The 21062-nt window shown below is 38.7% G+C and carries 17 protein-coding genes; 5 read left to right on the top strand and 12 right to left on the bottom strand.

The genetic code is table 11. The features are described 5' to 3' along the window. Nucleotides 1–2: 2 nt before the first annotated feature. A complete protein-coding gene (locus AAEU28_RS01045) occupies nt 3–1154 on the bottom strand; it encodes a glycosyltransferase (protein ID WP_421962582.1) in 1152 nt (383 codons plus the stop codon). Between the two features lie 205 nt (nt 1155–1359). On the opposite strand from AAEU28_RS01045, the gene AAEU28_RS01050 reads away from it, so the two are divergent. Further along, nucleotides 1360–2301 carry a glycosyltransferase family 2 protein gene (locus tag AAEU28_RS01050; RefSeq protein ID WP_421962583.1) on the top strand — a complete coding sequence of 314 codons (942 nt, stop codon included), beginning with the start codon at nt 1360–1362 and terminating at the stop codon, nt 2299–2301. A 57-nt stretch (nt 2302–2358) separates the two neighbouring features. Then, nucleotides 2359–2775: a response regulator gene (locus tag AAEU28_RS01055; RefSeq protein WP_421962584.1), complete on the top strand. Its 417-nt coding sequence runs from the start codon at nt 2359–2361 to the stop codon at nt 2773–2775. Between the two features lie 59 nt (nt 2776–2834). Here the strand turns inward: AAEU28_RS01055 and AAEU28_RS01060 are convergent, their stop codons facing one another. From AAEU28_RS01060 to AAEU28_RS01090, 7 genes are all read right to left on the bottom strand, one after another. Next, nucleotides 2835–5936, bottom strand: coding sequence for an efflux RND transporter permease subunit (locus AAEU28_RS01060; protein WP_421962585.1), 3102 nt, complete (start codon nt 5934–5936; stop codon nt 2835–2837). Further along, nucleotides 5933–7177, bottom strand: coding sequence for an efflux RND transporter periplasmic adaptor subunit (locus AAEU28_RS01065; protein ID WP_421962586.1), 1245 nt, complete (start codon nt 7175–7177; stop codon nt 5933–5935). Before AAEU28_RS01065 ends, AAEU28_RS01060 begins: the two co-directional genes overlap by 4 nt. Next, nucleotides 7177–8535: a TolC family protein gene (locus AAEU28_RS01070; RefSeq protein WP_421962587.1), complete on the bottom strand. Its 1359-nt coding sequence runs from the start codon at nt 8533–8535 to the stop codon at nt 7177–7179. The genes AAEU28_RS01065 and AAEU28_RS01070 overlap by 1 nt, the downstream gene beginning before the upstream one ends. Before the next feature lie 204 nt (nt 8536–8739). Continuing rightward, a complete protein-coding gene (locus AAEU28_RS01075; RefSeq protein ID WP_421962588.1) occupies nt 8740–9120 on the bottom strand; it encodes an MAPEG family protein in 381 nt (126 codons plus the stop codon). Next, the gene (locus tag AAEU28_RS01080; protein ID WP_421962589.1) at nt 9117–9311 is read right to left on the bottom strand and encodes a DUF1289 domain-containing protein; all 195 of its coding nucleotides are present in this window, start codon (nt 9309–9311) and stop codon (nt 9117–9119) included. The genes AAEU28_RS01075 and AAEU28_RS01080 overlap by 4 nt, the downstream gene beginning before the upstream one ends. Nucleotides 9312–9354: 43 nt before the next feature. Then, nucleotides 9355–12666: an efflux RND transporter permease subunit gene (locus tag AAEU28_RS01085; RefSeq protein ID WP_421962590.1), complete on the bottom strand. Its 3312-nt coding sequence runs from the start codon at nt 12664–12666 to the stop codon at nt 9355–9357. Nucleotides 12667–12677: 11 nt separating this feature from the next. Next, nucleotides 12678–13820, bottom strand: coding sequence for an efflux RND transporter periplasmic adaptor subunit (locus tag AAEU28_RS01090; protein ID WP_421962591.1), 1143 nt, complete (start codon nt 13818–13820; stop codon nt 12678–12680). 278 nt (nt 13821–14098) lie between these two features. Between AAEU28_RS01090 and AAEU28_RS01095 the strand changes: the two genes are divergently transcribed. Together AAEU28_RS01095 and AAEU28_RS01100 are read left to right on the top strand one after the other, a co-directional pair. After that, nucleotides 14099–14869: a class I SAM-dependent methyltransferase gene (locus AAEU28_RS01095; RefSeq protein WP_421962592.1), complete on the top strand. Its 771-nt coding sequence runs from the start codon at nt 14099–14101 to the stop codon at nt 14867–14869. 8 nt (nt 14870–14877) lie between these two features. Further along, nucleotides 14878–16098 (top strand): NRAMP family divalent metal transporter, encoded by a 1221-nt coding sequence (locus AAEU28_RS01100; RefSeq protein ID WP_421962593.1) that lies wholly within the window; start codon nt 14878–14880, stop codon nt 16096–16098. A 65-nt stretch (nt 16099–16163) separates the two neighbouring features. Here the strand turns inward: AAEU28_RS01100 and AAEU28_RS01105 are convergent, their stop codons facing one another. The 3 genes from AAEU28_RS01105 to AAEU28_RS01115 form a co-directional block, all read right to left on the bottom strand. Continuing rightward, nucleotides 16164–16712, bottom strand: a complete 549-nt coding sequence (locus AAEU28_RS01105; protein ID WP_421962594.1) for an NAD(P)H nitroreductase — start codon at nt 16710–16712, stop codon at nt 16164–16166. Between the two features lie 65 nt (nt 16713–16777). After that, nucleotides 16778–17458 (bottom strand): DoxX family protein, encoded by a 681-nt coding sequence (locus AAEU28_RS01110; protein ID WP_421962595.1) that lies wholly within the window; start codon nt 17456–17458, stop codon nt 16778–16780. 59 nt (nt 17459–17517) lie between these two features. Beyond that, nucleotides 17518–19545, bottom strand: coding sequence for an ATP-binding protein (locus tag AAEU28_RS01115; RefSeq protein ID WP_421962596.1), 2028 nt, complete (start codon nt 19543–19545; stop codon nt 17518–17520). Nucleotides 19546–19788: 243 nt separating this feature from the next. Here AAEU28_RS01115 and AAEU28_RS01120 point away from each other — a divergent pair, with 243 nt between their 5' ends. Beyond that, complete coding sequence (locus tag AAEU28_RS01120) at nt 19789–20685, top strand: gluconeogenesis factor YvcK family protein (protein WP_421962597.1); 897 nt, start codon at nt 19789–19791, stop codon at nt 20683–20685. A gap of 48 nt (nt 20686–20733) precedes the next feature. On the opposite strand, the gene AAEU28_RS01125 is transcribed toward AAEU28_RS01120, so the two are convergent. Then, the gene (locus AAEU28_RS01125; RefSeq protein WP_421962598.1) at nt 20734–21060 is read right to left on the bottom strand and encodes an Hpt domain-containing protein; all 327 of its coding nucleotides are present in this window, start codon (nt 21058–21060) and stop codon (nt 20734–20736) included. Nucleotides 21061–21062 lie beyond the last annotated feature (2 nt).

Genomic DNA, 21062 nt, shown 5'->3' on the forward strand with positions numbered 1-21062 from the left:
GATTAAGCCTGCTGTATCCAATTTGAAAGTTGCTTGGCTTGTTTAAATGCATCAAATTTTTCAAGTACACGCGCTCTAGCTGCAAGACGCATTTTCGCTCGTTGTTTTTTACTTAAATGCACATATTGATTAATTGCGCGTGTTAAAGCTTGGGTATTTCGACTTTCGACAAGATAACCTACTGAGTCATCGACTATCTCAGCACACCCCATCACATCACAGGTGATCACAGGCAAAGACATTGCCATGGCTTCTTTTAAAACGACAGGCCCCGTATCTTTGTCACCGTTTTCAGCAATACAAAATGGCGCTAAGAATCCATCATAATGCTTTGCCATACATCTAATATCTTGCGGTTTTTTTGCACCTAAGAACTGAATATAGTCATTGAGTCCCACTTCATCGACTTGATACTCTAAAGCACTTCTAAGCGGCCCATCTCCCACAATGTCTAGTTTTGGTCTGATCTCTACAGGTAGGTTAGCAAGTGCACTGATCGCATAACTGAGCCCTTTTTTTTCTACTAACCGCCCAACAAAAAGAAGTTTAACTTCTTTATTAGCTTGTTGTGTGTCGGGTTGGAATATTTCAGTATCTACACCACAGTGCAGCAACTTTGCTTTTGTAGGAGAAAATCGATGTAGCAATTTGAGCATGTCTTCGCATACGGCTACGCAAAAGTCACATTCATGTACTTTTGCTTCTAAATCCGCGCTGTTTACATAGATATCATGACCATGACCAATTGATGACACACTGATATTGGCAAGTTTTGCTGCAACCACGCCATATGCCAAACTGTTATGCATAAAGTGACAATGCATATGCTCGATTTGGTTTACTTTTATTATTTGCGCTGCTTTAGTAGCGAAGAATAATAATGAGGTAGTGCTAATTGCACTTTGTCTCACTGATGCCTTAATGCCTTTAGCTATTAAAGCAAAAGGCAGTTCAGTGAGGTTAAATACTGTGTCTATTAGATGCGTTTTTTTTAAAACATGTACATCACAAGGCAACTCAATGTCGTTTTCACATTGCTCAAAAGTAATAACAGATACTTTATGACCAGCTCTTTGTAATGCTTTGATCTCTGTAATGACAAATGTCTCAGAAGGTACGGGAAAGCTTGGGACCATAATTGCGATATGTTTCATTTTTAAAACTCCACCATAAGATATGGTTAACTACCGCAATCTCTGTGCCGCTTAAAAAGTATCTCTAATTGCAAATAACCATCATGATTTTGCAATTTTTTTGCATTTTGCAACGCAATATCACAAATACAGCTAAAAAAAGGCACTTTAAATGCTGGAACAAAGCTTGCCGTATCTAATGCAAATATGAATTGGAGATACGATTATGCAACCAGAAGTCAGTGTGATAATTCCGAATTACAATTGCTTAGAGTTTTTACCTAAAGCCATCGATTCTGTAATGATGCAAAATGGTGTTAATTGCGAAATCATTATTGTAGATGATGGTTCAACAGATGGTTCTGTAGACTGGCTATTAAAGCAACAAGTAAGAAATCCTCAGATCCGTTTAATCACACAAGCTAATCAAGGTGTAATCGCAGCAAGAAATCGCGCCATTAAGGCTGCAAGCGCGCCATACATCGCCTTTTTAGACGCTGATGACTTTTGGTATAAAGATAAATTAGAGAAACAAATTAACTATTTTAAAGCCAACCCTAATTGCGGGTTATCTTTTACAAACTATGACCATCTCACCATGAATTATGAATACATCATAGATTGTTATGGTTATTGGCCCGAGTTTTCGAAACATAAAAATAAGAGCCAAGGTAACTATGTTAATTTAGATGACGCAGTCAATTTTCTATTAACTACCAATGTAATCGGTACGTCGTGCGTTGTAGTTAGAAAATCCACTATTTTAGAAGCCGGTGGTTTTGATCCAAGCCTCAGAAGCGCCAGTGATTGGGACTGCTGGTTGAGAATTGCACTTATCAGCGACATTGCATATACCGCTGACAACACCATGGGCTATTTAATGCGACCAAATTCAATTACATCAAATAGACAAAAACGCTTAGATGCCATTGAAGACATCATCAGCCGAATAGGTCAACACGAAACAGTCACCGAAAAAGCCAAAGAGCATGCTCAGGCTTGGCTATTAGAGTCATATGGTGAAATGTATCGTGAAAATCAAAACTACTTAAACTCAATGAAGTTTTCACTTAAAGCATGGCGTCTATACCCGCACATGAGACATATAAAACAATGTGCTCACGATTTAAAAGCGTTGTTTAAGCACAGTCTAAGTTTGTCTGTTTAGATTTTTTATTCTAGCATTTATGAAGATACTCAGGTATCTGAACACTAAGGAGTTATTATGGCGCACATATTACTAGTAGATGATGAGCCTGAAGTACTAAATGCCATTAGTCGAGTACTAAGAAAAGATTATAAAATCAGTAAGGCAAATGGTGCACATGACGCACTCAAGCTCATAGCTGAGAACGAATTCGATATTATTTTGTCAGATATCAGAATGCCTAATATGGATGGTATCGAGTTACTGACTCAAATAAAGCGAACAAACCCAGAAATTGCGAGAGTTTTACTATCAGGTTATTCAGATATGGATGCAAGTCAAAAAGCCATAGAAGATGAAGTGGCAAGTATCATTTTGACAAAGCCTTGGGATAATTTTGAGTTAAAAAACATCCTAAAGATAACGCTTAAAGCTCAACAGCTTGAAATTGAAAATAATCAGTTAAAAGCCCAGCTAAGAGCGCAAATCGCGTAATATAAAATAAGCCCCTATTAAAAGGGGCTTATTACTTTAGTTTTTATTTTATCAAGACTTTAAGCCGTTGCTGCTTGTTTGCTACTGTTACTCATAACTCTTTCAACAAGCATGTAATTCACAGGTACCAACACCAAAGTGATTAAAGTAGCAAATACAATCCCAAACCCGAGTGATACTGCCATAGGGATCAAAAACTGCGCTTGAGTTTGTTGCTCGAATAACAAAGGCATCAAACCAAAAAATGTTGTGATGCTGGTTAACATTACAGGTCTAAAACGCGCTACGCCCGCATGCAATACTGCCGTATCGACAGATTTGCCCTGCTGCTTTTGCTTGTTGATATAATCCACCAACACCAATGAGTCATTTACTACCACACCAATTAGCGCCAACATACCCAATAAGCTCATAATGGTTAAATCCATGCCCATGATCCAGTGACCTATTACCGCGCCTATCATGCCAAATGGGATAACGCTCATCACAATGAGTGGCTGTATGTATGATTTAAAAGGAATAGCTAATAGCGCGTAGATAATGAAGAATACAAATATTAACGCCCAGCCAAGTGAACCAAATGATTCTCTTTGCTCTTTCGCTTCACCTTCTAATGAGTGATTAATCCCCGGATACTGTGCAACAAGATTATCTAAATAGACTTTTAATTCTTGCTGTAACACCGTCATATTAGTGTTGTTCTTTTCAACATCCGCCACAACATTTACTGTACGGTATCTATCAATACGGTAAATCGTTGAAGGGCTCTGGCCTGGTATAAGCTCGGCAACATGATTTAGCGGTACGACTCCACCATTAGGCACTTTTATCAGTAACTCATTTAACGTTGTCAGCTTACTTCTTTCTTTAAGCGGCAAACGCACCATGACCCGGACATCATCTCTTCCGCGCTGAATACGTTGCACTTGTACTCCAAAAAAGGCACTTCTAATTTGCCTTGAGATTTCGGTGCGAGTTAAACCTAAAGCTTCGCCTTGCTCCGTTAATTCGACTCTTAATTCATCTTTACCGTCACTAAGACTATCAGAAATATCAAATATAGTTGGATAAGTTGCCAGATGTGTTTTGATTTTTTCAGCAGCTTCTTTTAACTGTGTTAAAGAATTGCCTGTTAATTGCACATCGATCGGATCGCTAGAACGGCCGATTTCGGCTCTGAAAGTAAAAGATTCAGCTCCTGGTATCACACCAATCAGTTGACGCCACTCTCTAACAAGTTGTCGTGAATCTATATCTAGATTTCTAGACTCAGGTGGCGTTATTTCAAAGCGCACACCCCCAACATTACTTGCGCCGCCTCTACCACCTGTTGTCGCTAGTATATGGATGACGATACTTTCACCTGTTTCTGGATCTATATATTTGTCTTTTAGAACTAGCGCCTTATCAGCCATTAAATCGATGTATTTTGCCGTCACATCAAAAGGAGTGCCAGCAGGCATGGTTAAATTTGCTCTGACTGTCTCGCTAGGAATACGAGGGAAGAATATGAACTTAGTCCAACCAGTCATAATCAGTGTAAGAATCACGAAAAACACACCAATAAAGCCTGCCAGTGTCGCTAACTTGTATTTCAAAGCTTTTTTGAGCACAGGTTGATAATACTCTAAAATAAACTGCTCAAAACCATCAGCAAACCTTTGCTGAAATAAGCTGAACTTACTGACACTTTGTTTCTCATTTCTGAGTTTTAAGTATTTAAGGTGCGCAGGTAAGACGAACTTAGACTCAACAAGCGACATTAATAAAACAGGAATAACAACCACAGGTATTTGTGCAAATAATGCCCCTCGATTGCCCTCTATGAACGCCAAAGGTAGAAAAGCTGCAACCGTAGTCAGCACACCAAAGGTAACCGGAGTAGCCACTTCTTGTGTACCACGTATTGCTGCCATTTCTCCACTTTCTGAGGTTTTTAGGTGGGTATAGACGTTTTCTCCAGTCACAATGGCATCATCAACGACAATCCCAAGCACAAGAATAAAACCGAATAAGCTCATTATATTAAGGCTAATGCCAAAAATCGGCATCGCGATAAACGCCCCCATAAATGAAATCGGAATACCAATGAATACCCAAAACGCAATTGAAGGACGCAAAAATAAAGTAAGAAGCGCGAGGACTAAGATCCCCCCTTGGATGGCATTAGACGTTAAGGTTGCAATTCGATTTTTTACTATCACCGAATCGTCATCCCAATAACTCATTTCAAAGCCAACCGGAAGATTTTCCTGAGCATCGCTGATGTAGTTTTTAACTTTATCAGCGACATCAATGGCACTTTGATCGCCAATACGGTAAACCTCGATAAATGCAGCTTGTTTGCCATCGAAACGAGTTCTAACCGGTGTTTCTTCAAAGCCATCAAGGATGATTGCAATGTCTTTTAAACGAATTATGGAGCCATCACTGTTGGTTTTGATTGCAATGTTTTCAAATTCGTTCTTTCTGTAAGCTTGTCCTTTAGAGCGAAGTAATATGTCACCACCTGATGATTTAAGATTACCTGCCGAAATATCCGTACTTGAACTGGCAATTAAATTAGAGATCTGAGCAATAGTTAAGTTGTACTGTCTGAGTTTATCTTGACTGATTTCGATGGCAATTTCGTAATTACGTACCCCATCTAGCTCTACTTGTGTCACACCAGGGATACGTAAAATATCATCTCTGACTTGCTCAGCAAATTCTCTGGTTTCAAGCTCACTATAATCAGAAGAAATCGTGACATTTATTACATCTCTTCTGCGCTGGGCAAGCGATACAATCGGTTTTTCTGCATCAGCAGGAAAGGTATTGATTGCATCTACACGGCTTTTAATATCTGCCAACATTTCACGAGGGTCATAGCCAGATTCGACTTCGACGGTTACACTCGCTGAATTCTCAGAGGAACGAGACGTGATACGTTTGATCCCTTCTAAATCTTGAACGGACTCTTCAATGCGAATTGCAATGCCCTGCTCGACATCTTCAGGGGTTGCACCACGTAAGCTCATTGAAATGCTGATGCGATCGGTTTCAAATGACGGAAAGATCTCTAATGGAATTTTATTTGAGAGTGAAAACAAACCTGCAAACAAAATTGCAATCATTAAAAGGTTTGCAGCCACATGATTTCGCGTAAACCAAGCTATCATGTGTTTTCTCCATTATCTGCGTCACGTTCCTTTTTACTTTTATCTCGTTTTCTTTCACCCTTATTCTGACCCTTATTCTCTCCAATTAGAGTAACAGGTGTGCCTGAGCTAACCTGACCAAGGGGGGTTGTGATCAAGGTATCCCCAAGTTTAAGACCATTTTGCACTAAAGTGACAGATTCATTTTGCCAGTCGTATTCAATATTAACGCGCTTTAATAAATTGCCCTTTTGCAGCACATAAACATAAGTGCCTTGATAAATGGCTTCGTTAGGTATTAATAAAGCATTGTTAATCGTTTTACCTTTGATTGTCGCATTGACGTACTGACCGATTTTAATGGCATTTTTGGTTGAATCGAAGGGTGATAAGATTTGAGCCACAACATAGAGCTGCTGAGATTTATTATCTATAGCGCTTTCTGTTCTCACTAACTTACCGCGCCACTTTTGCTGACCAATTAAGTTAGAAGTCAATAGCACTTCTGTGTCTACAGCATTACTTTGCCCAAATCGATTTTGCTCAGGTAAATCTATATAAGCGAGATCTCGATTATTGATTGGCAGACGCACTTCAACGTAATCTGTCGCATAGATATCAGCAAGTTGAGTATTACCATTTACGACCTGACCAACGTCGACTTTCTTAGCCAAAATTCGACCTGCATAAGGTGCAATGATTTTTGTACGTTCGAGTGAGAGTTTTGCTTTGTCTAATTTTGCTTTAGCAGATAACACATTAGCTTGCTGAGCCGCAAGTTGAGGTTTTCTTAAAACCAGATCGTTTGCTTCTGAGCCAGCACCGAGTCTTTGCCAATCAGCTAGCGCTTGTTTACTTCTGGCTTGCTCTTCTAGTAAAGATTGTTCAGCATTCAGTAATGCAGCTTTGGCAATATCGACTTCAGCTTGGTAATCCCTTTCATCAATTTTTACCAGCAACTCACCTTTTTCGAAAAACCCGCCATCACGGAAACTGTCACTGATATAGCTGACTTGCCCAGAGACTTGAGAAACAAGCACACTTTGAGTTCGTGGTTTCACAACACCAAAACTGGCGATTGATACTTGAAAGTCTTGGCTTACAAGTGTTTTTCCTTCAACCAAAATTTTTGCACTTGCTTGAGGGCGGCCTCTTTCATTACTTGGTTTATTATTAACGATAAGCAGTATGATCAGGGCACTAATAACAACCACCAATATCGGTAGTACAGCCTTTTTTAAATTGGTTTTACGATCATTCATTATTGTACTTCCTGAGAATCGATTGGGTATTTACCACCAATTGCTTGGTAAAGAGAAAAACGATTTTGTAATAATTGGTTATTAAGAGAAATGAAATTACTTTGCGCATCAAAACTTCGCTTCTGCGCATCTAATACTGTGGTATAACTGACGAGCCCTTTTTGGTATTGCTCAAAAGATAATATCGCGGCAAGTTTGGCGTTTTCAGATGAGTGTTTTACTTTCTCAAGTCTGGCAATAAGCGCTTGCTCGTTAGCCAAACTGTTTTCAATGTCTTTAAAGGTCGAATTAACATCCTCTAAATAACTCAGCTCAAGGCTCTTTAAGGTTAGCCTTTGTTTTTCTTCATTGGCAGCAAGTCTCCCTGCATTAAAAATTGGCGCTGTAATACCAGCTAAGAAATTCCAACCAATTTGATCGAATCGGATTACATCAGAAAATTTTTCATCCGATGAATCAACACTCAAAGACAAATTAAAACTTGGGAATCGCTGTTTGTGTGCATAAGCCAAAGCTGCATCTTGGGCTAATAATTTGAACCAAGCAGATTGAATAGCCGGCTTTTGTTTGATCACCTCGCTTGGCAGTCCTAGCGAATTCAGTGAACTCAATTCTGGAAAATCAGCATCAGTAATTACATTAGCATCAGGATATTCGGCCAATAAAGTTTTGAGGTCACGTTGTAAACGCTTATTACTGTTTTGCAATTCAAATAATTTAGCTTGCTCATTATTTAATTCCGTTCTTGCCAAGTACACGTCGAGTGCACTGTTTAAGCCTTGTCTGTAACCCTTTTCTATAATATCAACGCTTTGTTTTGTAAGTTCTGCTCGTTCTTTTTGCAATTTGATTTGTTGTTCTGATTCAACCAAAGAGAACCAAGATTTAGATACGCTTGTGACTAAATTGATAAGCTGTTGTTCGTAGCTAGCTAGTGCTGAGAGATAATTTAGATTAGCTTGACGACTATTGGCACTGAGCTTTCCCCAAATATCAAGTTCATACTTCAAATCAAAGCCAATACCATAACTGGATGATGTACTATCTTGGCTTGCTTGTTTTCTTTTATTGTAATCGAAACTAGATGAAAGACTTGGTAAAAAGTCTGCATCTGTAATAATGAGTTGTTGCTTGGCAATATCTAATTCTAATCGCGCTTTACGAATTGAACGATTATTGGTAATTGATTGCACTATCAACGTGTGTAAGTGCATATCTTCAATGATTTCTTGCCAGCTGTCAGAGACTTTCCCACCAGACTCATATTCAAACCAATTATTCGGCACGTTGTCTTGAGGTAATTTATTTGATTCGAATGTCGAATTACATCCAGCTAAAGCTGCACATATTATCAACACAAGGCATTTCTTTTGCATCGTTGAACCTATTAATTCATGTCCATTTTAAAGTCTATATTTGAAGAAATCTGTCAACAATCATCTTTACAAAGACTTACATTGAACTGTTAAGGCTGAATACGTTATAAACGCTAATTTAGTTTTGATGCTTTGATTATAGAAATAGAAGAGAAAATTTTGAGAAAAGCGCGATGCGCTTTTCTGTTAAAAGATTGAAAGATATAAAATTGAAATAATCGAGACCAGCATAGTTGAGAATGTGAGTAACATACCGGATACACGAAACTTTAAATTTTCTTTGGTTTGAGAAACACCATAAGCATGAAGTACTCGTCCAATTAAGAGCACTGCGCCGAGACAGTGCAAAAGAATAAAATGCCCTTTTAGTAATTCAACTGATAAAATTAATATCAAAGTGATTGGCACATATTCAGAGAAATTAGCATGCACACGCATGGCTCTTAGCAATTCGGGGTTATCTCCTGTGCCAACACCGATTTGTAATCTTTTTCTTACTTTGATCGTTTTAAAACTTAAGAATAAAAATAATATCGCCAATAAGGCAACGTAAATTGGGGTGATCATCTTGATTCCTTTTTTTGTTGTTTTCTTTCATCGCAAGTATTCATAATTACTTGTTTTTCATTATCAGACAATGAATTCCACTTTAAAATTTCATCTAAGGTTCTAAAGCAACCAACACAAACATCATTCTGATCCAAGCAGCAATGCCGGATACAAGGTGATTCTATGTTTGAAGATTTTTCATTGCTCATGTTTAAAAGCCTATAAAAAAGGCCCCGTATGGAGCCTTAATAATTAAACTAAATTGTTTTCTGTATGTTTCACTTCATCTTTCATTAAAAAGCTCAACAAAACAGGAACCAGGATCAGAGTAAAAATTGTTGAGACAACAAGTCCTCCAACAACGACCGCCCCTAGCCCACGATATAATTCACTCCCTGCACCTGGCATTAATACTAGTGGTAACATGCCACCGACAGAGGTAAGCGTTGACATCATAATTGGTCTTACTCGGCTTTCAACAGATGAACGTATTGCAAGCTGCCCATTCATTCCGCGCTCTTTTTGGTTATTTAATGCTTGGTGCACAATTAGAATCGCATTGTTTACAACAACACCAGCCAAAATTACAAAGCCAAGTAATGTGAGGACATCAAGGTTTTGAATTGGCGTATATCGGTCAAACACACTGGCCCAATGCACAGCACTCAGCCCCATAAAACCACCTAATGTTGCCAGCGGTACCGTAACCAAAATAACCAGTGGATACTTCCAATTTTGAAACAGAATTACCATCACCAAATAAACCACGAACATAGCTAAGAACATGCTCGAACTTAACGTGCCAAATATACTGCCGTCACCTAACAACGCATTTTTTAGATCCGCTAATTTACCCGCACTGCCCGCCATATTTACATCAACATATTGAGACATCGCACCTTGGCTTTTTAATTCACTCACCATAGCGTTAACCGAGTTGATGGCTTGCTCAAGTGGCATACCTGCTGGTGGCGTAAATTGCAAAGTAATTGCCCTTTGTCTAGCAACGTGTTTTATTTGATCTGCTGTCTGAGTTCGCTCTACTAGTGCAATAGATTGAAGATCGATAACAGCGGCTCCAGGAGTGGCAATGGGTAATTGCATTAAAGATTCAATTGGATAATCTGATTGTTGAGCTTGCGTGACCACTTTGAGATCTTTTAGCTCTCCACCTATGGCAAAGCTGTTCATTAGTATCACACCATCACCATTTGTTTGCACAGCTAAGCCCAGATCTCTTCGGGTCATATTTAGTTCAGCCAAACGCTCATCTAATGGTTTAATACTTAACTCAGGGGTCGGTAAAATGAAATTAGCAGGCTCAGGAATGGTTGCATAAGGACCATAAGTACCAATCAATTTAAATAACAAGGCTGTCGCGCTTTGTGTTATTTGCCCTAAGTCATCTCCTACTAAATCAATTTGGATGGCTGACCCCGTTGTGCCGCCAGTACTGAACAAAGGAAACTGAAAAGCAAAACCGATAACATCCGGCGCGTTTACACCCATCAAAGTTTGGTTTAGGAAATCAACCGAATCCACGGTTTTAATAGGGTCTTGAGGAATAAGGCCGTGCAATACTTGACCACCCATTGCGACTAAAAAGTAATGATCAACTTTTGGGGCGTCTATCATAGAGCCATCCATTAATTGAATACTTGGTCTATCAGTTTCGGTTGCGCGTTCACCTTGCCTAAAATATTGCTCAGCTTGATATTTATCTTCCGTTAGCTCCCAAGCAGGACGTAGCTTTTGTTCGATTCGGTCGCCAATTTCTGATATTTGATCTAAGTTGTACCCCGGTGGCGGCACCATAAAACCAAACGCAAAGTTACGATTCCCTTTAGGCAAGTAATCTAATGGCGGAATTAAAATTGCGATACCAGATAATGTAATAACGGAAAAGCTTGAAATTACAATTAACTTACGTTTTGTTGTTTCTGTCAGGTAAGTAAATATTGCCCCTATTGTTTCAGGGAGTTTTGCCGCTTTTGTCTCAACTGCTTTAAACCATTTAAAGTTGATGTCTACTTGCTTAGACTCAGTGCGCATTCTCAAAAAGTAGCTTCCTGCGACCGGAATAACTAAGATAGAGACAACGAAACTAATAAAAACAGCAGCCATAATGGCAAGCGAAATATCTCTGAATAACTGACCGGCACTATCACTAATTGTTAAGATAGGAATAAACACAACGAGCGTTGTCATAGTCGAGGCAAATACCGCCCCAGCAACTTCTTGGGTCCCATCGACACTGGCTTTAAGTGGTCTTTTACCCATTTCAAGGTGTCTAAATATATTTTCGATAACTACGATGGCGTTATCAACTACCATACCTACCGCGAAAGCCATGCCAGCCAAAGAGACAATATTGATAGATCGGCCAAGTGCAACTAAAACCACAACAGATGCAATAACAGAAATAGGAATAGCAATGGCAATTACACCTATGGTTCTGAGTGAGCGTAAAAATAACAATAAAGTGAATACGGCTAACATACCACCAACTACAATATTGCTTTGTACAAGCTCGATGGCATTTTCTACGTAGGTTGATGAATCCCAAGTGAGAACAAGTTCCAATGTGCCGTTTATGCCGAGTTTTCTGGCATGTTGCTCAAGCATTCCCCCAGGTTTATTAAGTTCGGCCATTTCTGCTTTTAAGGCGTTCATGGCTTCCAGTAAGTTAGCACCGCGAGTTAACTGAAAATTAAAAAATGGCATTATTACGCCACGGGCTCTCACCCAATCCGTCATGTCTTTATAATCAATGACTACCTCAGCCACATCACTGATATACACAGGGCCATTGTTATCTCTGCGTAATACGATATTTTTAACTTCAGACACATTACTGAAACGACCATGGGCTTTAACACGAATATCATTTTTACCATCAGGAAGTCGGCCTCCTGAGTAACTTGTGTTGCTAAGTTGTATCGCATCAACAAGTTGGCTGTATGTCACACCAAAATTTGCCAGTTTTACTGGATCTACTCTGATTTGAAGCTCCTGCTCACGCGCGCCCATCATGCCGACTTTAGATATACCTTTGATATTTTCAAGACGCGGTCTTAATCGTCTTTCCATAAAATCATACAAAGTCGTATTGTCAAAGTTAGGATCTGTCGCGGCCAAGCCTACCCATGCAATGTAATCAACAGACATGGGATCTACCCCTTCAACCGTAGGCTGAGAGACTCCCATTGGATATGCTGGTACTTCATTCAGTTTTTGCACCACTTCAGCTTGCGCTTTATTAATGTCAGTGCCAGTTTCAAATTCTAATCTAAGTTGTGCCGCTGAGTTTTGACTAATACTGGTTAACGAGACTAAACCCGTGACATCAGAAAGCACTTTCTCTTGTTCAATCACAACATCAGATTCAATTTCTTCTGGACTGGCGTTTTCCCAAAATGTACGCACACTAACGACAACCGAGTCGACAGTCGGGGTCATTTGCACAGGGACTTTTGTGAATGCCAATATGCCTGCAAGCACTGACAGAATAACGGCAACAACCACTGATATTGGTTGTTTTACCGCAGCTTTAACTACATTCATAAATATCCTTTTTAGTTCACATTCTCTGAAACAGACTGTGAACTGACTTGCGTGTCTGGTACAGCCACAACAGGACCTGGCATTAACCGCTCATTCCCCTCTGTCACCACTTTATCGCCATTTACTAAAACGGCACTATCAATAGCAACCCAACCAGATCTATGAAACTTAACTTTTACAGGCACTGATTGCGCAGACTGCTTGTCTCCGTCAGTATTCACCTTATAAACAAAATAACTGCCACCACGTTGGATCAAGGCATCTTTTGGTACCATCAATGTTGACGATTTTGCGTTTGTAGCAAGCCAAGCACTGACTGACATACCGGGCATAAATCCAGGATGGGTAATTTCAGCAATGACTTTGAAAGTACGCGCTCTAGGGTCAATTTGATTGATGACTTTCACTTTATTAGATGTCGCTAATGCACTGGCACTTTGCAATGGGATCGATAACGCCTCACTATGCTTAAGGTGGGAAAGTCTCTCAGGTATATCAAGCCATGCCTCTAGTTTATCGAAAGAAGTGATTTTAAAAGCAGTATCACCTGCTGATAGCCATTGCCCTAGTTCAGCGTGACGCGTTACGACTTGTCCACTAAATGGCGCAAATAACTGCGTATCAGAAAGCTTTACTTCGGCAAATGTCAGACTTGCCTTCACTGCATCCACGTTCTGTTTCACTGCGAACATATTAGCTTTCGCAGAGTTAGCTTCAGCACGGCTTCTTTCAAGCTGCTGTTTAGACACCGCATTATTTTTTTGTGAAGTTAAATAGGCTTCATAATCACTTTGTGCTCGCTCAAATTCGGCTTCAGCAGCTTTTAAGTTTTGTTTTGCTGCAGCATGCTCTGCACGTAATTGGTCAACTTGCGCTTTAAGGCGTCTATCATCAATTTTTAGAAGCTGATCACCTTTTTTTACGTAATCACCGTCATTGACCAACACTTGTGACACTAGACCTGATTCACTGATGGCAATATTAGCTGTTTGGTAAGCTTTTAGCGTTCCCACTACTCGGATCTGCTCTTGCTCTTCTTTCTCTACTACTTCGCTATAACGTACCACTTGTGCATGAGCGTTTGAGATAAACATTAAAGATAAAAATAGTAGTGATTTAGTCAGTCGTTTTTTTCTAATTAATAAGTTTGCCATTAGGGTTCCTTGTAAATACACCAGTTTTGGCAACTGAATTTACTACTGCTATGCAGCATTACATAACTGCAAATAAAAGTAGCAAAATGCGATTTGCGCACTTGCACTGAATATAGAATAAAATAAATTATTGATTTTTTTGGTGGGTTAATTTGATAACTGATTATCAAGCTTTTTCATTATTCTAATGAATGGTTAAAAAATCAACCTATTTTTAACTTGTAATCTTATAAAGTAGTGGTGTTAGAATATTAAAAATAAAACGTTAAGTATCTGATATGGACTATTTAAATATCAACAAAGCAACATGGGATAAAAGAACAGATATTCACCTTGAGTCTTCATTCTATGATGTGCAATCTTTTATTAATGGCAAATGTAGCCTGAACCCGCTTGAGAGAGAATTACTTGGTTCAGTCAAATCTCTAGATTTACTTCACTTACAATGCCACTTTGGTCAAGACACGCTTTCACTCTCTCGACTTGGGGCAAAAACAACAGGTGTTGATTTATCGAGTAAAGCAATAGCAGCAGCTAAACACCTCTCATCAGAACTCTCTCTTGATGCCAACTTTATTTGTGATGACATAGTTCAATTTGGTGAAAAAAATGACAAGCAATTTGACGTAGTTTATACATCTTACGGCGTCTTGTGTTGGTTACCTGACTTGAGTGAATGGGCAAAGACCATTTCAAATGCATTAAAAACTGGTGGTAAATTTGTATTGGTTGAGTTTCATCCATTGAATGACCTATTAGCAGGCTATGATTATTTTGAAAAATCGTCTGGTGATGTTGAAAAAGAAGGCACTTATACTGAGAACTGTGATGGTAACGAGTCTACCATTGTCACTTGGTCACACTCTGTTAGTGATGTGATCCAAGCCCTGATTAGCGTTGGACTTGAAATAAAGCAATATATTGAATCACCTTACTCCCCTTATGATTGTGAGCAAAATTTACAGCATGTCGCCGGTGCAGGATTTGTAAAACACCATAAAGGAAAGTTGATCCCGCAAATTTATGCCATACAGGCTATCAAAAAATAAGAATAAAAATGAAATCAGATTTAAAAAACACAATCCAGAATTTAGGCCCTGGCATTTTAATGGCAACGGCTGCCGTTGGTGGTTCGCATTTAGTTGCTTCAACCCAAGCTGGTGCATTATTTGGTTGGCAACTTTTCGCGTTCATTATCATTGTGAATTTATTGAAATATCCATTTTTCAAGTTTGCTGTTGCATATACGGCCAAGACTAATAAAAGTTTAGTTGAAGGCTATAAAGAACATAACACAACATTATTTTACTTGTTCACTTTGCTTAATATCATCTCTGCGGTCGTTAACACTGCTGGGGTTCTATTGCTTACAGCACTTCTGCTCCAATACGTTATGCCATTCCAAGTCAGTTTGACAACTTTATCCATAGGTATTTTATTTTCGTGCTTATTGATTTTACTACTTGGGCACTACAAGGCACTTGATAAAGCAAGTAAGATCATTATGGGATTTCTGACCTTATCGACACTTGTCGCCTTTATTGTTGCTTTATCAAATGGCCAAGTACATCCTGAACCAGCTACTCAGATTTCTCCTTTTTCAATGGCAATGCTTGGTTTTATGGTGGCATTAATGGGTTGGATGCCTGCACCAATTGAAATTTCTGCGATAAATTCTCTATGGATAAAAGCGAAAAACCGACACAAACACATCGATGTTAAACAAACACTTTTTGATTTCAAATTAGGTTATGGGCTGACCTTGCTACTCGCCTTGCTATTTTTCTCGCTTGGGGTGCTGCTTCAATATGGGCAGGATAAACCAATTGAACTTGCTGGCGTTGCATTTTCTAAGCAACTTATTGATATGTATGCGCTTACGATAGGTGAATGGTCGCGTTGGTTAATTGCAACAGTGGCATTCTTGTGTATGTTTGGCACCACCATTACTGTTTTAGATGGGTATAGTCGAACATTGAATGAATCCTACACCCTTGTTACCAAGTCACCTAAGAGCCTTATGTGGGTGATTTTGATTACTCAAGCTGTTTTAGGTTTAATTGTTATTTTATTTTTCAAAGCGAATATCAAAGATATGCTGATGCTTGCTATGACTCTGTCTTTTTTAACGACCCCCTTCTTTGCATGGTTGAATTATCAATTGGTAAAGGGCGAAGTATTTAAGTCTGAGTCCACGATTATAAAAATTCTGACTGGCTTAGGTTTTTTGTTTTTAGTTGGTATCTCAGTATTATTTGTTTTATGGAAAGTGTTTTAAATATGTGAGGGTGTAATACCCTCACAATTATCCAAGCAAAGAAGTAACTGTAAATAAATGAGCCTCTATAAGCTAGAAAAGAAGTTTTCAGGTTTATGCCGTACTGGTTTAGTACACATCACAGTGGGTGTGCCCAAATATAAATAGCCGACTATTTCATCTTTGCTATCTAGCCCGAGTAACTCTTTTACCTTTTCACTTTGTGCAAAATATCCGGTTCTCCAAACACCTGAAAGGCCTTGTGCAAAAGCGGCTTGTTGCATTGCAAATACACTGCACGCAGCACTTTCAATTTGCTCAATTCTTGGCACTTTAGGGTGCTCCATGTAAGGGCTAACAGCAATGATAAGCATCGGAGCTCTTTGCGGTAGTTCTTTAGCCCTACTTATTGTTCTTTCGTCTTGTTGTTCTGCAACAGCAGCTTGATAATAAATTTCACCCAATTTATCTCGGCCATCTTCTTCGACCACAATAAATTTCCACGGAGCTAAACCACCATGGTCTGGCACTTTTAAAGCGGCTTTTTTAATTATTTCAAGTTGCTTTAAGTTTGGACCAGGAAAAGACAAATTACTGTCTGATTGTCTTGTTGTAAGAAGCTCTAATGCATCCATGATAATTCTCTTTAATAAACATACTACTAGAATAACAAGAAATCAGACTTATTCGCATCCCCAGATTAATGAAATCGTTTAAATATCCAATAATCTAAACTTACAAACCGACCCGCACCTGTGAATAACAGGCTTAATAACATAGCTAAATATATGGCTGCGAATTCAATACCGTTATTCAATATCGCAACAGAGCCTTTTTCTAGCAGGTAACTCGGAAAGCCGTGGGTCTCTATTATTTCATTTATTTTTGAAAGCCTTTGCGAGACTTCATTGGAGTTTTCTAGACTTTGCTTAGCTGGTTCAATATTGAACCAGCTAAGCACTTTTGCTGGACTAGAGTCACCAGAACTTGGGGCAATTGCAAACCAACCGTTATGCCAATGAACACTGGTTATGGCAACCAGCATAGTGAAAATCAATGGTATTGAAACTAAACGCGTGAACAAACCAAGCAATAATAGCCAGCCACCTAAAAACTCGGTCCACCCAGCTAAAAAAGCAAGTAGATCAGGAAAAGGTAATCCTAAGCCCCACTCTGTATTACCAAACCAAGCCACTACATTTTCATCAGCAAGCAACCGAGAAAACAAAGATACATCTGGATTACCCAGATTTAATTTATTGAAGCCCGCAATGATCATTGTGGGCGCAAGTATCAACCTAAACAGTAAGGGTGATATGAAGTCAACTGATACAATCTTTGACTTGATGGTTTTTACATAATTAGGATCTTTAAATTGCATGTGAGTTCTCTCTGCTTTTTTCTATAAGACCGAAGTAACCAACATTTAATTTCTCGTTCTTAAAATAAAAACTGCTTAATTTTGTCGTCAAGTAATTTACTGTCTAGAGGTTTTGTCAGAACATCGTTCATACCCGCTTCTAAACATTTTTCTTTATCTTGTAATCCAGCATTGGCGGTCAAGGCAATAATTGGAAGTTCATTTAAATACAAATCTTGCCTAATTGCCTTTGCAGCTGTAACACCATCCATCACTGGCATCATCATATCCATCAACACTAAGTCAAATTTATCATTTGTAAGTACAGTAAGGGCTTCTTGTCCGTCGTTGACTATTGTGACTTGGTAGTCCCTCTTTTCAAGAATCGCTTTGATCACAAATTGGTTTGCAATGTTATCTTCCGCAACCAGTACTTTTAGTGACGTTTTAGGCAAGTTTGATAACTCAGCATATTCATTATTTTCATCCGGTAACTCAATTGAGGTGTATGGCACTCTGATAATAAACTCTGTACCTTCTCCCACTGTTGAATAACAAGTTATACTTCCACCCATTAGGTTCAATAACCTGCGCGTTATACTTAACCCCAATCCGACGCCCTGCTGCCGGCCTTTTTGTCTAGAGTGAAATTGCGTAAATGGTTCGAACAATTTCGAGATATCTTCTTCGCTTATCCCTATTCCTGTATCAATAACTCGGAAGATTATTTGATTGTCACTTTTGTTAAGATAGAGTTTAACGCTGCCTTCATGAGTAAACTTAAATGCATTACTCAAGAGGTTAAGCAGTATTTGCGATAACCTGACACCATCGCAGTTTATTCTCTCAGGTACACTCTGATCGATTGTGCACTCAAACTCGATACCATGTTTGATAGCCTGAGTTTCAAATTGCTTAACCAAATTCTTGGTTAAATTAATCAGATTAGTATCTGCTAGCTCAAGTTTTAGGGTACCTGATTCTATTTTGGCAAAATCTAGCGTGTCTGAGATCACCCCCTGCAATAACCTTGTACTACTGCGCATGTAATCAATTAATTCATGTTGTTTTGCACTCGGGTTGGTGTCTTCAAGAAGCTCAAGCATGCCTAAAATGGCATTCATCGGAGTCCTAATTTCATGGGACATAACAGCCAAAAAATCTGACTTTGCGGCATTGGCTTTTTCTGCCCGCTCTTTTTCTTTTTGTAAGTCTATTTCTCGCTGTTTGGCATAGCTGATGTCTCTTCCTATACCCATATAACCAAGATAGTTACCTTCTTCATCAAATTGCGCTTTACCACTAATACTTATCCAAAAAGTTTGGCCGTCAGGCGCTTTGGCTTCATATTCAAAGTTGTGTATTTCTTGGTGGTTATTGACGAAATTAAGAAACATGTTCCATTTCTTTTGCTGTTGTTGTTCATCATATGAACGAATTTCAATGGGGGTTTTTCCAATAAAGTGTTGATACGTATGAGCTTGAAACTCATCTTCAGCACTCGATATATATTCATACCTAAGTTGGTTATCTGTTTCCCAAAACCAATCTGATGCGAGCTCTGCGAATGCTTGGAATCTAGCCTGACTGACAGTTAAAGCAGCGGTTTTTTCATTGAGAAGCCTAGATGTGTGCGCTATGTATTCAAGCTTTAAAAATGTATGGCGGAATATAGGTAAAAGCGAATGGACAAGCGTTAATTCTTTAGGTGTTAATAACGCCCTATTTTTGTAATAACAAATTATAAACCCATTTGTGTCATTAACTTTTGTGTATACCAGAAATGCCTTTAAATCGAGTTGATTAGGTTTTGAGAAAGTGACATTCGAAAGTGAAACAGGAAGCGCATCAACTTTTTTATCAATAAGATACTCAGTCTGTAAATCATGCCATAACTCATCAAGATCATTGAAAAGATCTGCTCTTAATTCACTAGTTGAGGCTAACTCATAAAACCCCTTAGCTTCATTTATAAATGCAGCAATATGGTAAACATTAAGATAATCGCTCAAACCAATTTTTAGTCTTAACAAAGCTTCATGATGGTTTTTAGAGTTGTTAATGCTATCAATAAACTCAAGTGCTTTTGACGATAAGACACTCTCCATGTACTTTCCTTCATACCTTAATTTGATACTTCTAATTTAGACCAATTACCAGAATAACTCAGCTTTTTCGTTTCTGATAATATCTATAGCTTCTAGCACTAAATCAGTAATCTTCATAATTAATAACTTATTTGCAATGCAAAATGCGAAAGTTACAGAAATTAAACTATAGTTTAACCTGATTCACACAATTATGTTGGCCTAGTTATTGATTGGTATAACTGGTGTTAGAAGGAGGCAGTTATGAGAATCGTGTGTATTGGTGGTGGTCATGGCTTATCAACCGTGTTAGAAGCCTTGAATTCTGGAAATCATCATTTAAGTGCAATCATTGCGACCACTGATAATGGTGGCAGCACAGGACGGCTTAGAGCTGATAAAAGACTGGTTGCGCTGGGCGATATAAGGCGTTGCATTGACTCTCTTGCCAATAAGAACCATCTCATGTCTGTGTTATCACAACACCGTTTTGGCTTCGAACATGATGTAAAAGGACATAGCGTTGGTAACCTCATACTAAGTGCCTTGTGTGAACTTACTCAGAGCCCAAGCAAAGCAATTCAAGAATACGCTAGATTATTAAACGTAGGCCATGCTATTTACCCAATGAGTGAATCTCCAGTCGATTTAATTGCAACCGCAAAAAATGGCACTCGCATCGAAGGTGAATGTGAAGTTGATGCATTAAGTGATTTACCTCAAGCACTATACCTAAGTGATAAAACTATTTCTGCAGTCCCAGAAGCTGTTCGTGATATCTACAATGCTGACATGATTTTAATTGGCCCCGGCAGTGCCTTAACAAGCGTTACTCCCCCACTGCTGGTCAATGATATTAAAAACGCGTTGTTGAACACCTCTGCATGCCGTGTTTTTATCGAAAATGTTTGTAAAGAAAACAGTGTAATGTCAAGTATTTCTCCGTGCGAACATGCCGCTTGGCTCGCTGACTTAATTGGCTATAAGTTTTTTGATTTATGTTTGAGTGTCGATGCTCTCGGCGCGATGGACACCAGAGTTGATTTTAATAACTTAAATAAAGAATCAATAAGTACTCATAATAAACAGCAACTTAAGTTTGTGATCGAGAGCATGATTGCGCATCCTAAAAAAGAGAAGTTGCCCTCTTTAATACATTAGTCATTGCTGCGCAAAGTATGTTTGGTTAAATAAGTTTAGTTAAATGAATTAATCCAGCTTAGGTATCGAATTAAGTGTTTTTTTATGAACTTCACTAAGTAGTGAAATTTTAGACTCTATATTTACTAATTCTGGACTGCTTTTTGCTGTAGTCTCTATATCAGCAGCAATGTCCGCTAATTGGTCAGCACCGTAAGAGCGAGCACAGCTTTTTAAACTATGTGCAAGTCGCTCAATTTCGTTTTGTTCGACTGAATTTGCACTAAGTTGCTCTACCAGCTTCGTACTTTCAGTAAGGAAAACTTGCATCAACTGAGCTAAAACGTCGACACCTACATCATCTTTTAATTGTTGTATGGTATTTGGGTTAAACATAT

This window comes from Pseudoalteromonas sp. SS15 (assembly GCF_049257195.1).
GTDB lineage: Bacteria > Pseudomonadota > Gammaproteobacteria > Enterobacterales > Alteromonadaceae > Pseudoalteromonas.

Coding starts and splice junctions, on each gene's coding strand:
- AAEU28_RS01045 (WP_421962582.1), bottom strand. CDS start 1,154: ATGAAACATATCGCAATTATGGTCCCAAGCTTTCCCGTACCTTCTGAG.
- AAEU28_RS01050 (WP_421962583.1), top strand. CDS start 1,360: ATGCAACCAGAAGTCAGTGTGATAATTCCGAATTACAATTGCTTAGAG.
- AAEU28_RS01055 (WP_421962584.1), top strand. CDS start 2,359: ATGGCGCACATATTACTAGTAGATGATGAGCCTGAAGTACTAAATGCC.
- AAEU28_RS01060 (WP_421962585.1), bottom strand. CDS start 5,936: ATGATAGCTTGGTTTACGCGAAATCATGTGGCTGCAAACCTTTTAATG.
- AAEU28_RS01065 (WP_421962586.1), bottom strand. CDS start 7,177: ATGAATGATCGTAAAACCAATTTAAAAAAGGCTGTACTACCGATATTG.
- AAEU28_RS01075 (WP_421962588.1), bottom strand. CDS start 9,120: ATGATCACCCCAATTTACGTTGCCTTATTGGCGATATTATTTTTATTC.
- AAEU28_RS01080 (WP_421962589.1), bottom strand. CDS start 9,311: ATGAGCAATGAAAAATCTTCAAACATAGAATCACCTTGTATCCGGCAT.
- AAEU28_RS01085 (WP_421962590.1), bottom strand. CDS start 12,666: ATGAATGTAGTTAAAGCTGCGGTAAAACAACCAATATCAGTGGTTGTT.
- AAEU28_RS01090 (WP_421962591.1), bottom strand. CDS start 13,820: ATGGCAAACTTATTAATTAGAAAAAAACGACTGACTAAATCACTACTA.
- AAEU28_RS01095 (WP_421962592.1), top strand. CDS start 14,099: ATGGACTATTTAAATATCAACAAAGCAACATGGGATAAAAGAACAGAT.
- AAEU28_RS01100 (WP_421962593.1), top strand. CDS start 14,878: ATGAAATCAGATTTAAAAAACACAATCCAGAATTTAGGCCCTGGCATT.
- AAEU28_RS01105 (WP_421962594.1), bottom strand. CDS start 16,712: ATGGATGCATTAGAGCTTCTTACAACAAGACAATCAGACAGTAATTTG.
- AAEU28_RS01110 (WP_421962595.1), bottom strand. CDS start 17,458: ATGCAATTTAAAGATCCTAATTATGTAAAAACCATCAAGTCAAAGATT.
- AAEU28_RS01115 (WP_421962596.1), bottom strand. CDS start 19,545: ATGGAGAGTGTCTTATCGTCAAAAGCACTTGAGTTTATTGATAGCATT.
- AAEU28_RS01120 (WP_421962597.1), top strand. CDS start 19,789: ATGAGAATCGTGTGTATTGGTGGTGGTCATGGCTTATCAACCGTGTTA.
- AAEU28_RS01125 (WP_421962598.1), bottom strand. CDS start 21,060: ATGTTTAACCCAAATACCATACAACAATTAAAAGATGATGTAGGTGTC.